Below are 13301 nucleotides of genomic sequence, written 5' to 3' on the forward strand. Positions count from 1 at the left end.
GATTAAAAAATCAAATAATTTTAAAAGGCTGCCTATGCGTTTGATCTGCTAACGCCAAAGATCCACGACGGCCTCCATGTCACCCGACATCAACCTGTATCTCAAATTTTAATTGATAGAAAAATGGACATCTCAGTGCAAGGTTATCCAATTCAGCTCAACCTTATTTTAGAAGATAGGACCAACTTTCTATCATTTTTCAATTTAGTGCATAGACTGAAATATTTAAGCTTATTCCACAAACAGCAAGGCTAAACGCACTTGGTCATAAGCCATTTTAGGTGTAGTGAGTTCCACAATCGGACGCAGCTTAATAGAACCATCATCATTAAAATGTTCCGAGTTTTGACGCTTGGTCAGGCGTTTATAAATCTTGCGAATCTGCTCCACCACTTCTTCACCTGGATGGGCAACTGAAATATCCAGCCCCTGCTCTTTATGCAAACGGCCTAAATGGTTAATGATGGTCGCCGGAGTCAAACCACGTTCAGTTGCAATATCGGCAATCTCATAACCTTCTTCAAACAATTCCCGCGTTTCATCCAATGTTGCAGTAGCATAGCTTTGTTTACCACCATTTTTGGCAATTTTCTTCTCATTGCGCTGGATTTCAACTTCGTTCAGTGTTCCACCACAATGCCGGATAAAGGCATTATGCTGTACAGTCAGATCCACATTGTCAAAATTCGCTTCGGCTTCATCAGAGAGTTCCTGAAAACGGCGATCCGCCTTAATAGCCAGAGTATCGAGCTCTAAAGCCTGCTCATTAAAACCTTTTAAACGTAAGCCATTCAAGCTTTTTAACCGCGATAGCGCTACGTACCCCTGACCCTTTTCAAAAGTATGGCTCAGGTCAATCTCGGCAGCTTCCAGAGTCATTCCTTGGGATTTATGAATGGTAATCGCCCAGGCCAGACGTAATGGAATCTGCTGGAAACTGGCAATGGTTTTACCTGCTTCATTGTCGACTGACCAGGTTTCAGGCTCCACGATTAATGTAGTTCCATCCGTCAGTTTGACTTTCGGTAGCACACCATATTCATCATCTTCTTCAAAGCCAATGACTTCACCCAGACTGCCGTTGATATAGCCCATATCGAAGTTGTTTTTCACAAACATGACTTTGGCATGTTTTTTCAGGGTTAAAGACTCTGGTGCACGCACTGAAGATTTTAAAGTCTCGATCAGCTTGTCATTGCCATCACACTGCGCATCAAACTGGCGCGGATCATTGTCAATTTCATTCAGATGTTTGAAGTTAATACTGTCCACATCCATATTATGGGTATAAAGCCGTGTATAGGTTTCGCCGATATCCTGCTGGCGTGTGGCCTGAAGCGCTGTACGATGTTCATGATTAATTGCCTGTGCACGAATGGCATTTAGAATATCATTCAGATAATCATTGCCCTGACGATGCTGCTCGGTCAGATAACAGACACGAAACTTGGCTTCCACCCAGGCATCCGACATAAAGCAGAATTTGTCACGGTTGCGTTCATCATTTTTACCAACGGGCGGCAACTGGAAAAAGTCGCCTGCAACAATCACCTGAATCCCACCAAAAGCCTCATCACTTTCCTTGAAATATTTCAGTACCTGATTGACCAGATTAAGCTGCTTGGCATGCAGCATGGAAATTTCATCAATGATCAAAACTTGTGCGTTTTCTAGATGTTCTTTCAGGTATTTACGTTCCTTCATGCGCTTTAAGTCTTCTTCAGACAAAAAGTCCTTAATTCCAATTCCCGCCCAGGTATGAATGGTCATACCATTCATGTGCGTTGCTGCAATCCCGGTCGATGCGGTAATCGCGACCGACACCTTACGGGCCTTCAGATAATTGATATATTGATTAAGTGTATAAGTTTTTCCTGCACCCGCAGAACCGGTTAAAAATACATTTTCGCCTGCTTTTAAGAGCTTAAGTGCAGTTTCCTGTTTCATAAAAGACATACCGTAAAAGAACGGCTATAGCCTAACGAGTTTTAGCGGAAAAGTTAAGCTTCATGGACATAAAAGGACTGAATCTGGTCAAGCCTGCAGGTTTAGCCAGTTAATAAAATGCTGGGCAATATTGCAGTATTCAGCTTCTGCTTTTTGATTGTTCGGATATTCCAGCTGATCAAAAATCACCTGCCCATTGACCAGACGGCAGCCCAGCATCAGCGGTAAGCGTACAGCAGGATGAGACATACGAAAGGCTAGATACTGGCCTTCCACTATTTGTTGGGCGTAACTTGCTGCCAGGCAGTTGCGGAAAATTTTGGTTTCTTCAATAATCCGGTCCAATGTTTTCAGCTCTTCAAAACGCCAGTTGAAATATAACAAGAAAGGGACCTGTGTCCGTGTTTTCCAATGAGCCAAAGCAAATTCTTTTTTCAGCTTGGCAATAATTTCCTGCTTCTGAATCTGATCATGCCAGGCAACCGCCTGACTAAACAAACTGCTCCAGCTCAGGTTTTTTGGTATGTGTTTATGATTGGAAAAATAGTCAACCAAATAGTCGCGCACATAACTGTCAAATACCGACTCTCGCATATGCCCGCCGTGCATATAAAACAGCTGCCTGAATTCAGTAAAGGTAATCTGGTAGCGCCGCAAAACAGTATAAAAGTCACGATTCTGCTGGCTTTGAGGCTGAATATACGCCAAAACTTCATCCGGAAGATGCGCGGTGATCCTATATAGATGCTGCATATACGCCTGCATCACCCGGCTCAAATTCAAGTAAACTTTCTTAGTCAGCTGATCATCCATTTTCGCCATATTGCGCAGCAACTCCATCCATTCATCCAGATACAGAATCGAGGGGCTAATCGCAATTCGTTGATCATCAAATGATTGGCGTGTGCCTTTCAATACAAATGACTGATTATGCTCACTCTGAAACCATTCATGCTGGATCGCATATTCATGTATGCTATGAATAAACAGACGTGCCGAAACATATTGAAAATATTGCAAGGTCGCCAGAATAATCTGTGGATGAATATGGTGACTATCTACAAAACTTAAGGCTGTCACCGCCACCCGCACACTGCTATGCTGGATATTGTTACTGATCCAGTCCAGCACTTCAGCAGATTGCTTGAATAGCCAATTTACCGCTCGCTGACAGTCAAACAGTGGCAATCGAGCCACCTTTTTTTGCCATAAATAAGAATGATTTTCAAAGAAATTCCGTTTAGATAACAAATCATCCCGATGCCAGACCTCGCGGTTCATCAAACGGACAAAACCGAGCAGGTTGCTCTGCTCCTGTGCATGCCGATACAGCATGCAGATATCATCAGTGTGATCAATCAGTTCCTGCAGGTTAAAACGCTCTTCAAAAGACAATGACATAATCCGGAATGTTACCGGAGGCAAAAATTGCGTAGCACTAAAACAGAATTCATCCAGACTATCCATCAATGACTGGATGGACAGAAATTCATCTTGCTGCAGATATTGCAAAGAAAAAGCCTGTTGCAAGCTTTCAAGGATTTGCTGTGGAATTTCATTCCCATACTGCACAAAGTTTTGCATCACAGGTATTGTGTATAGTCCCGCCTTGATCAGCTGCTGGTCGATAATCTCAGCCTGAACAGCCGACATCTGCTGCAGAAATGCGAATACCCGTTCTGGGCCATTGAGCCCTGCATACACCTGAGCAAAAATGAGCTGGCGTAACTGCTTGGCTTTGTCGCGCAAATATAGTGAATGCTGGGATTTTAAATCTCCAGTCAGGAAATAGATATCCTGTAGAAAGAATTCCTCCAGTGCTTCCGCCTTGCTTTTATGGAAATAAAACTGACGTTCCACCAAAGTAGACACGGCTCCTGAGTCTAATGCGGGCGGAGTATGAAACTGGATATAAAACCATCCATCCAGCAATTCAATCCGATGCTGATCCTGCTGAATTTTTAATAAATTTTGTGCATTCAGCTGACCAATCATCGCCATCTGGTCAAGATAAAGCTGTTTTAGCTCTGGAGAAATCCGCAAACATTGTTGTGCTAGTAAACTTAAAGGCGCTATCAAGCCATTCTGTTCCATACGCGCCTCGTCATCTTAGGATCATCTTATTTTTATATTGGATCATGCTGACTCCTTGATTGCCAATCAGGGCCCACTTAAAGATACATTATGGCATCACTTGCACTATAAAACAGTCATGGATTTTCATTGCTGAAAAATAATACGCAATGGTAGACCAACAGTCCAGATTTAATAGAAAACGCCTTTTATTGGCCTTGTTGCCGCAGCACGCTAAGTTCGGCCAGACCGGTATAAATGTGGTGTTGAAGACTCTGTCGAAATGCGATCAGCTCTTCCTGAGTATGCACCTGAGCCATCGATTGTCTTGGCATAAACTGAAAATAAAATGGCAGACGTTTGGGAAACAGTCGCTTGGGCAAAGAAGGAATTACATCGCCTTGACGTAGTAATTTTTTGAGTTGTGGTACCTTTAGGAGTGTCTGGAAATATTTGTGCTGGACAATCTTATTGGCATCAAAGCCAATCTCATAGACTTCGTCCCCACCGAGCGCTGCAAACGGGACAATATCATAATTAAACTCTTGAGCCAGTTTTAAAAATCCGTAACGTTGCTTCCAGATCAACTGATACTGCTCGCCTTTTCGTTTTAAAACTTCACGACCCCCACCCGGAAAGACCAGAATGGAATAGCCCTGCTGCATCGCAGTACGCACATAATGTTGTGTCCCATCAATAGCACCAAATTTTTTCACAGCTTCACGCCACAAGGGCACATAAAAATGGCTATGATCAGCAATGCTGACCACAGCCACTTTATGTTCGTTATAGAGATAATCAATCAGCATCGGAGAGTCGAAGATTCCGTACATGGAATGATTACCGACATACATTGCAGGTCGACTGGCATCAATATATTCGGCCCCTAAAAAAGTAGGGGTAAAATAAAGTTTGGATAAGGCACTTAAGCGTCTAATCCACTGCCCGTCATGTTTGACCTGCAAAATATGCTCCTGGCTTATGCAACGTGTTTTTGTACCAGAATTGAGCCGACTGAATAGCCTGCACCAAATGAACAAAGTACGCCATATTCGCCATCTTCAACTTCATTTGCAGTACGGTGCAAGGCAATGATTACACCTGCTGAAGAGGTATTCGCGAACTCGTTCAGAATAATCGGTACCAGACCAGGTTTGGCATTTTCCTTACCCACCACCAGCTTCAGAATCAGTTCATTCATGCTGGCATTGGCCTGGTGCAACCAGAAACGTTTCACCTCTGTTGGCGCAATATGATTTTTCTCAAGCTGAGTAGTAATCATTTTTGCAACCAGTGGGCAGACTTCTTTAAATACCTTGCGACCGTCCTGACGGAAACGCTTGTCATCAATATCGGCATTTTCAGACGTGTTCAGGAAACCGAAGTTATTGCGGATATTATTGGAGAACTGGGTAAACAATGAAATATCCAGAATTTCAAAACCGGTCTTGGTTTCGGTATCTTCAATAATGGAGGCAGTGGCAACATCCCCAAAAATGAAGTGACAGTCACGTGAACGGAAATCGGTATGTGCAGAAGTAATTTCCACATTCACAAGCAACACACGGCGTGCGCCTGCTTTGATCGCATCATAAGCCTGTTTCAGACCAAATGTAGCTGCAGAACAGGCCACATTCATGTCATAGGCATAACCTTTGATTCCTAAAGCAGTTTGAATCTCAATCGCCACAGCCGGATAAGCACGTTGCAAATTCGAGCATGACAGAATCACGATATCAATATCTTCGGCGGTCACACCGGCATTTTCCATCGCCTGCTTGGCCGCAATTACACCCCACTCTGCTTGCAGTGAAATTTCGTCATCTGCACGTTCACGTAAGTTTGGACGTAAGCGTCTTGGATCAAGAATACCTGATTTTTCTACAACATAACGGCGCTGGACACCAGACGCTTTTTCAATAAACTCTGCACTAGAACCACGACGCGCTTCAATTTCGCCTGCAGCGATTTTGTCAGCATTTTCGTGATTAAACAGTTCCACATAAGCATTTAAACTTTCAACTAATTCTTCATTGGTGATGACGTGTTCCGGATGGAATAAGCCCGTACCCGTAATGCGGATGCCCATGTAAAACTCCTTCTCTGAATTACCTATATCTTAACTGATTCCAAGACGATCCCATACTTTTTGCAAGCGAGTTGGAGACACGGGTGCTTTTGTTTTCATCGGTTGTGAAAACAATGAGATTCTTAACTCCTCGACCATGAAATACAATTCTTTCAGACGAGGGTCATCTTTAAACTGAAATAATTTTTCCATCCATTGATCAATTTGGTCAATGGCGGAATTGTCCCTTTGTAGATTATTGGGCAAGCGCTCTAAACGCAAGATCAAGGCTTTTAAATAACGTGGAAATTCAATCCAGACATCAGACGGTTTACGATAAACAAAATCAGAAAGGCTCATTAAATCAAGCTGATCTTCAATATCATTGATATTTTTTTCAAACACAGAATGGTCTAAAACCAGCAATTTCCGGCGGATTTCCTGCCACTGGATATAAATATCCGTGATCTCTTTCAGGGCGACCTGCCCATGACTTAAGAAAGATTTTTTTACATCTTCTACCAGCTTTTGGAACTCTTGCGCATTGACAGGAAGCTCATTTATGGACATTTGCAGTGTGGCATAAACTAACATTTGTTCCAGTTGTGCCTTGTCACCGAGTGGTGAATAAGCCAGCGCCAGAGGTTTGGAAATCTGTTTTTTCAACTGGCGGGTCAAGTCTCCGAGTTGCATATGTACCAGTCGGATCACTCCTTCACGATGTTTTTTGACCGCTTCAGCCTGATCATTAAAAGTCTGAATCACTACACCCGATTCATCTTTCTGCTCCAAGTCAGCAAAAGCTTTGGCCGGAACCAGCGCCTGATACTGCTTGACCACAACACCGGTGACTTTTTGCGAGGCTTCAAATACAAAGCTTTCCGGGAAAGTTGTAAATTCACCTTTAAGCTGTTTGACCGGACTATGCGTTTCAGTCCGGCAGCGCGCTTTCAGCTCAGCAAGATCACGGCCCTGCTCAATGACACGACCTTTTTCATCAGTCACTTTAATAAAAGGCAACAGATATTGGTCTACCCGGTCAAAGCTGAAATCTTTCTCCGTGATTTGTTCGCCTCGCAGCTGGAAGGCCAAGAAACTAAAAATATGTTTCTGTAAATCCTGCGCATCTACTTTTGCCATGAGTTTTCGTGCAGTATCCGGAATTGGCACCAGATTACGGCGCTTGTCTTTTGGCAAAGACTTTAGTAATGCTTCAATCAGCTCCAGACGCCAGCCGGGAATCCCCCATGACCAGATCCCTTCATCGACCTGTGCCAAGGCTTGCAGTGGAATTTTAACTGTCGCACCATCCTCATCATGACTCGGGTCAAAACGATAGGTTGCAGCCAGACGAAGGCTACCATTCTGCAAATAGTCCGGGAATTGTTGTGTGGTTGGACGATCATTTAGCCACAGCGCATCGTCATCAACAAATAAATAACGCGGATTCTGAGGCTCAACCGTGGCACGCCAGTCTTCAAAACTACGCCGACTGGCCACTTCAGGCGGCACTTTGGAAGCATAGAACTGGTAAATGGTTTCTTCATCTACGACCAGGTCACGACGGCGCAGCTTGTCTTCTACCCGCTCGACTTCTTCCAGTTTAAGCAGATTATGTTTTAAAAATGGTGGAGTAATGCCTAAATGCCCAGTGGTTAAAGCATCCCGTAAAAAGATTTCATGTGCAGCTGCCTGATCAACTTTTTCATAATTGATCGGACGCTTTGGCTCAATGATCAGACCAAACAGGGAAATCTGGTCATAGGCATTCACTACACCGGCTTTTTTCGACCAGTGCGGTTCAAAATAATGATGCTTGAGCAGGTCACGTGCGGCCAGCAGAATCCATTCCGGTTCAATCTTGGCAAGGGTACGTAAATACACTTGGGAAGTCTCGACCATTTCAAAGGCCATCACCCACGGCGTATTGGTCTTGTGTAAGGTAGAAGCCGGGAAAATCCGTGCTTTTTGCTGACGTACTGCCATAAAGACATTACGCTCATCGGTCTTGTTGGCGATAAATGATAATAGGCCGGTCAACAAGGCACGGTGCAGATTTTCATAACTGGCTTTCTTTTCATTAAATGACAGTTTTAAGCCCTTAGCCAAATCCACCAACTGCTCATGAGTTTTCTTCCATTCACGCAGACGCAACCAGCTCAGGAAATGATTTCGTGCAAAAGTACGGCGCTTATTTTCACTCATGCTGTCGCGGTTATTATGCAGCGTCTCCCAGAGTTTGATATAGAACAGGAAATCAGAATCGGCTTCACGGAATAATGCATGCTTCTGATCCGCCTGCATCTGCTTGTCTGCCGGACGCTCACGCGGGTCCTGAACTGCAAGTGCTGCCACAATGACCAACACTTCATTCAACGCCCCAAAATGTGCACCACCAAGAATCATACGGGCCAGACGTGGATCGATCGGCATTTTCGCCATTTGTTGACCGATCTTGGTTAAGCCACTGCTTTGAAGCCTCCCTTTCTCAAAGGGAGATTTAGAGGGATTTGCTTGATCATCTTCAGTTTTAGGAGAATTTTTCTCAGCCATTGCACCCAGTTCAATCAGGAGCTTGCGGCCATCATTTACCAGACGATGATCTGGTGGCTCAATGAAGTCGAAGTCTTCGAGTGAACCCAACCCCAGACTTTGCATCTGCAAAATTACAGATGCCAGGTTAGTTCGCTTGATTTCCGGTTCGGTAAACTCTGGACGGCTCAGGAAGTCTTCCTCAGAATACAGACGAATACAGACACCCGGTGCAATACGGCCACAGCGGCCTTTACGCTGATTGGCTGCTGCCTGAGAAATGGCTTCAATCGGCAGGCGCTGCACCCGTGAACGATAGTTATAACGCGAAATACGGGCAAAACCGCTATCAATCACATACCGGATATTCGGAACGGTTAAAGCCGTTTCTGCCACGTTGGTGGCAATAATAATACGTCGCCCGCCCCCAGAAGGATTAAAGATTTTCTGCTGTTCGGCCAGCGCCAGACGCGCATATAAAGTTAATACTTCAGTATGGCGTGGCCCGTGTTTGATCAGGGTTTCCTGTAACTCACGAATTTCCTGCTCCGTACTGGCAAAAATCAGGATATCGGCGTGTTCAGGATGGCCTTTTTCCTGTGCATCCTGAAAGCATTCTTCGACTGCTTTGACCACAGCGCGAGGCAGATTTTCTTCAAAGTCATCAAACTCGTCATCATCACTACCGCCAATGCTCATTTCCGAGATCGGGCGATAACGCAGCTCAACCGGGAAGCTGCGGCCTTCCACTTCAAAAATTGGCGCACCATTAAAGTAACTGCTAAAACGGTTTACATCCAGGGTTGCTGAAGTAATGATGACTTTCAGATCAGGACGACGCGGCAACAGCTGCTTCAGATAGCCCATAATGAAGTCGATATTCAACGAACGTTCATGCGCTTCATCAATAATAATCGTGTCATATTTGGTCAGGTAACGGTCATGCGTCAGTTCGGCCAGTAAAATACCGTCTGTCATCAAACGCACAATTGAATCTTGCGAACCCTGTTCTGTAAAACGAACTTTAAAAGAGATTGATTCCCCAAGTTTTTCACCGACTTCTTCAGCAATACGCTGTGATACGCTGCGTGCTGCCAGTCGGCGCGGTTGGGTATGCCCGATCATTCCAGTCAGGCCACGTCCAGCCAGCATGGCAATTTGCGGTAACTGGGTAGTTTTACCAGAACCGGTTTCACCCGCTACAATAATGACCTGATGCTTTTGAATCGCGGTAATCAGCTTGTCAGCATACTGGGTTACCGGCAAATCCTGATTCAGCTTGATGTTTGGAATATGCTCAAGCCGTTGCCGTACTTTCAGATTGGATTTTTCAAATAATTCCTGATACTGCTTGGCATTTGCGTCTTTCCCCTTTTTCAGTCGATTTAAACGGTGACGGTCACGCGCCATTACCCATTGATCTACATTTAAATGACTCTGCACAGAGAAAACACCCACATCAAAAAACTGGAAAGGTTTATTTTACTTGGTTCATCAGATTTCAGATAGTCGTAGTTCTGTTAAGTACTGGGCAATTTAACGTTACTCGTTTAATTTCACTCATTTTAGCGCAATAAATCTGGCAGCATGATCATCTCCCTGAGATCTGTCTACATGATTAGATTTAAGTATGAATCCGAATTTACGATTGATATTTAAATTAATTTCCGGAAAACATGCTTTTTTTCTGAATGACCCTTGAATTTTTTGGTTTCAACATCATGTTTGCTAGAGTGAGGAAAAAGAGATAATTTTGTCATCAGGCCATCATTTTGATGCTGCTAAGTGAACAAAGTTATTTTGCTAAGGCGGAGCATTTTTACTTAATTCGGTTTTTCCGATATTTATAATGTAAAAATACCATTTTAGCATTCACCAGAATTTCGATACTCTTATTCAAAATCAAAGACTACCTCAATCATGGAGACAATGATGAGCTTAATTAATACTGAAGTTAAACCATTTAAAGCAACTGCATTCCAAAACGGCAAATTCATTGAAGTTACAGAAGCTGACCTGAAAGGCAAATGGTCTGTTGTATTCTTCTATCCAGCTGACTTCACTTTCGTTTGCCCAACTGAACTAGGTGACCTTGCTGACAACTACGCTGAATTCCAAAAACTAGGCGTTGAAATCTACTCAGTTTCTACTGACACACATTTCACTCACAAAGCTTGGCACGATTCTTCAGAAGAAATCAAAAAAATCCAGTACGTAATGGTTGGTGATGCTAACTGGACGCTTGCTAAAAACTTTGACGTATTAATCGAAGCTGATGGCCTTGCTGATCGCGGTACTTTTGTCATCGATCCAGAAGGTAAAATCCAAATCGTTGAAATCAACGCTGGTGGTATCGGCCGTGATGCTCAAGAACTTCTTCGTAAAGTTAAAGCAGCTCAATACGTACATGCTCACCCAGGTGAGGTTTGCCCAGCTAAATGGAAAGAAGGCGATGCAACTCTTGCTCCTTCAATCGACCTAGTAGGTAAAATCTAATTTTAATTAGATTGAAGTGATTCAAAAAAACCACGCTCTTTAGCGTGGTTTTTTATGGTTTAAACTTTTATGTCAGCGCAATACGGGATTTTATTAGGACTTTAAAAATTTCCGTCCATCTTTTTCTTTTTTAATTATTTAAAAATTCAGGCATATCTTTTGCTTCTCTTTCTCATAATCCTTACCCATTCTTACAATTCAGCTATACATCTCTAGCACCACATAGCATAAGTTCGAATGACAAGATAAGAAATATTCAGTGGAGGAACGCATATGCAAAAACTGCTTACCGTGATTTCTTGGAAATACAATCCTTCAAGTCGCCACCTGAAAATTGTATATAGTAATGGCCATACCGAGCTATATCACCCCGTACCTGAATTTATTTATGACAACCTGTTAAGACGCCAAGACAAAGCCGCATTCGTAGAAAAATATCTCGAATACAATTTGCATTTTAATAAAATTTGCATGGATTAAAACAAATCCGTTTTAACGGAACTCCACCATCAGCAAACCTGCGCCTATGGGTACTGTCATCATAATAAAACGTGGGTCTTGCTGAATTAAGGTGATAAATTCTTTCACTTCTGCTGCATGCGAAACAACATTATCGACTACCAGCAAACCGCCTTTGATCTTGAGCAACCGGCTTAAATGTGGCCAGTAACTGACATACGCATCTCGTTCGGCATCCAGTAAAATAAAATCAAATCCTTCTAGCATTGCTTCTAGATAAACTTGAGCATCTCCCACTTTAAAATCGATCACATCTGCCAGATCAATTTCTGTCGCATATTGCTTGGCCTGATCAACCCGTTCTGCATCAAGTTCAAGAGTTGTAATCTTGGCTTGAGTCTGGCGTGCAGCTTTAGCCAGCCATAAGGTTGAATAACCGGTAGACGTACCAATTTCCAATATCTTTTTGGATTGTTGCGCACGAATCAGCATAGATAAAAATTGGCCAGATTCGGGCTCTATATTGCGATATCGGTGTAGTCGATCATTCTGCTTCAGATCATGCATATGAAATTTTTCATATAATTCCTGCATGAATTTTTCAAATTTATCTGGATTCATTATCTCTCTTCCCTGAGTCTTGCTAGCTTAAAGTGCCTGAATCAATTTAAAACGTTCCACCTCCCGGTCATCGTTCGTGGTAATGGTTTCAGTGAACATGGTTAAAGGGCGTACCCAAATCGAATAATCCCCATAGAGACATTGATATACCACCAGTTTTTCTTCAGTTTCACTATGGGTCGCCACATGAAACACCTGATAAAGCTGGCCCTTGTAATGCTGATAAATACCGCGTTGTAATTCCATCACTAAACCCTCCTCAATACATTCTAAATATTAACCTAAAATAGCAAACATGACGGCAAACTACTTGAAAATTCCCATTTAATCCATATATAGGAAATTGAAATTGATAGTGAATTTCTTAAGCTATCCAAAAAATCGATTGATTATATAAAAACAACCTGTTTTACCTATTCAATCGATTATCCTATCATGGCTGTATCAAATAAACATTTACTCCTCTGGAGGCGTTAGCAATGTTAGACCAAAATACTTCTGCCCAACTTAAAACCTTACTTGAGCGCCTTGAAGGCCCGATTGAACTGGTGGCTACCCTTGATGGCTCTGACAAGTCAGCCAAGATCAAGGAACTGGTCGAAGAGATTGCGGCACTTTCTGATCAGGTGACTGCCCGCTTTGACGGCAGCAACAAACGTGTGCCAAGTTTCGGTATTGCCAAGGCCGGTGAACAGCCACGCGTGTTCTTTGCAGGCTTGCCGATGGGTCATGAGTTTACTTCCCTGATTCTGGCATTGCTGCAAACTTCCGGTTATGCACCCAAAGTCTCTGATGAAGTGCTGGAGTCTATTAAAAGTCTGGGCATTCAATCCGACTTTGAAGTGTTCGTATCCTTAAGCTGCCATAACTGTCCGGATGTGGTTCAGGCACTGAACCTGATTGCGATCTACAACCCGGGTACCACAGCCACCATGATTGATGGTGCCTTCTTCCAGGATGAAGTCGAAGAACGCAAGATCATGGCTGTTCCGATGGTATTTCAGGACAACCAGCACATCGGTCAGGGGCGTATGACACTGGAAGAAATCATTGCCAAACTGGATAGCAATGCAGCTGCCAGAGATGCTGAAAAGCTGAATGCCAA

The 13301-nt window shown here is 43.3% G+C and carries 10 protein-coding genes; 3 read left to right on the plus strand and 7 right to left on the minus strand.

Translation table 11 applies throughout. From position 1 onward, the window contains the following. Positions 1–231 precede the first annotated feature (231 nt). The 5 genes from VXQ11_RS08185 to hrpA all read right to left on the minus strand — a co-directional run bounded on the left by VXQ11_RS08185 (position 232) and on the right by hrpA (position 10063). Positions 232–1947, minus strand: coding sequence for an AAA family ATPase (locus VXQ11_RS08185; protein WP_416705798.1), 1716 nt, complete (start codon positions 1945–1947; stop codon positions 232–234). A gap of 87 nt (positions 1948–2034) precedes the next feature. Next, positions 2035–4041 carry a hypothetical protein gene (locus VXQ11_RS08190; protein ID WP_416680734.1) on the minus strand — a complete coding sequence of 669 codons (2007 nt, stop codon included), beginning with the start codon at positions 4039–4041 and terminating at the stop codon, positions 2035–2037. A gap of 188 nt (positions 4042–4229) precedes the next feature. Next, positions 4230–4985 carry a 1-acyl-sn-glycerol-3-phosphate acyltransferase gene (locus VXQ11_RS08195; protein WP_064096596.1) on the minus strand — a complete coding sequence of 252 codons (756 nt, stop codon included), beginning with the start codon at positions 4983–4985 and terminating at the stop codon, positions 4230–4232. A gap of 14 nt (positions 4986–4999) precedes the next feature. After that, positions 5000–6109, minus strand: coding sequence for a beta-ketoacyl-ACP synthase III (locus VXQ11_RS08200; protein ID WP_074383265.1), 1110 nt, complete (start codon positions 6107–6109; stop codon positions 5000–5002). Positions 6110–6139: 30 nt separating this feature from the next. Next, complete coding sequence (gene hrpA, locus VXQ11_RS08205) at positions 6140–10063, minus strand: ATP-dependent RNA helicase HrpA (RefSeq protein WP_416705799.1); 3924 nt, start codon at positions 10061–10063, stop codon at positions 6140–6142. Between the two features lie 489 nt (positions 10064–10552). Here hrpA and ahpC point away from each other — a divergent pair, with 489 nt between their 5' ends. Next, positions 10553–11116, plus strand: coding sequence for an alkyl hydroperoxide reductase subunit C (gene ahpC / locus VXQ11_RS08210; protein WP_004278916.1), 564 nt, complete (start codon positions 10553–10555; stop codon positions 11114–11116). Positions 11117–11389: 273 nt separating this feature from the next. After that, on the plus strand, positions 11390–11596 hold the full coding sequence (locus VXQ11_RS08215) for a KTSC domain-containing protein (protein WP_004278917.1): 207 nt from the start codon (positions 11390–11392) through the stop codon (positions 11594–11596). A gap of 12 nt (positions 11597–11608) precedes the next feature. Here VXQ11_RS08215 and VXQ11_RS08220 read toward each other — a convergent pair whose 3' ends face one another. Continuing rightward, positions 11609–12199, minus strand: a complete 591-nt coding sequence (locus VXQ11_RS08220; RefSeq protein WP_416705805.1) for an O-methyltransferase — start codon at positions 12197–12199, stop codon at positions 11609–11611. A gap of 24 nt (positions 12200–12223) precedes the next feature. After that, complete coding sequence (locus tag VXQ11_RS08225; protein ID WP_034436473.1) at positions 12224–12442, minus strand: DUF1653 domain-containing protein; 219 nt, start codon at positions 12440–12442, stop codon at positions 12224–12226. 233 nt (positions 12443–12675) lie between these two features. On the opposite strand from VXQ11_RS08225, the gene VXQ11_RS08230 reads away from it, so the two are divergent. Then, positions 12676–13301: thioredoxin family protein (locus VXQ11_RS08230; protein WP_416705800.1), on the plus strand; the 626-nt coding region annotated here is incomplete at its 3' end.

The organism is Acinetobacter sp. 197, from assembly GCF_048148385.1.
GTDB classification, from domain to species: domain Bacteria; phylum Pseudomonadota; class Gammaproteobacteria; order Pseudomonadales; family Moraxellaceae; genus Acinetobacter; species Acinetobacter pecorum.

What these genes read in the sequence shown, in the direction of transcription:
- VXQ11_RS08225 (WP_034436473.1), bottom strand. Translation starts at nt 12,442, where the DNA reads ATGGAATTACAACGCGGTATTTATCAGCATTACAAGGGCCAGCTTTAT.
- VXQ11_RS08200 (WP_074383265.1), bottom strand. Translation starts at nt 6,109, where the DNA reads ATGGGCATCCGCATTACGGGTACGGGCTTATTCCATCCGGAACACGTC.
- VXQ11_RS08185 (WP_416705798.1), bottom strand. Translation starts at nt 1,947, where the DNA reads ATGAAACAGGAAACTGCACTTAAGCTCTTAAAAGCAGGCGAAAATGTA.
- ahpC (WP_004278916.1), top strand. Translation starts at nt 10,553, where the DNA reads ATGAGCTTAATTAATACTGAAGTTAAACCATTTAAAGCAACTGCATTC.
- VXQ11_RS08190 (WP_416680734.1), bottom strand. Translation starts at nt 4,041, where the DNA reads ATGGAACAGAATGGCTTGATAGCGCCTTTAAGTTTACTAGCACAACAA.
- VXQ11_RS08215 (WP_004278917.1), top strand. Translation starts at nt 11,390, where the DNA reads ATGCAAAAACTGCTTACCGTGATTTCTTGGAAATACAATCCTTCAAGT.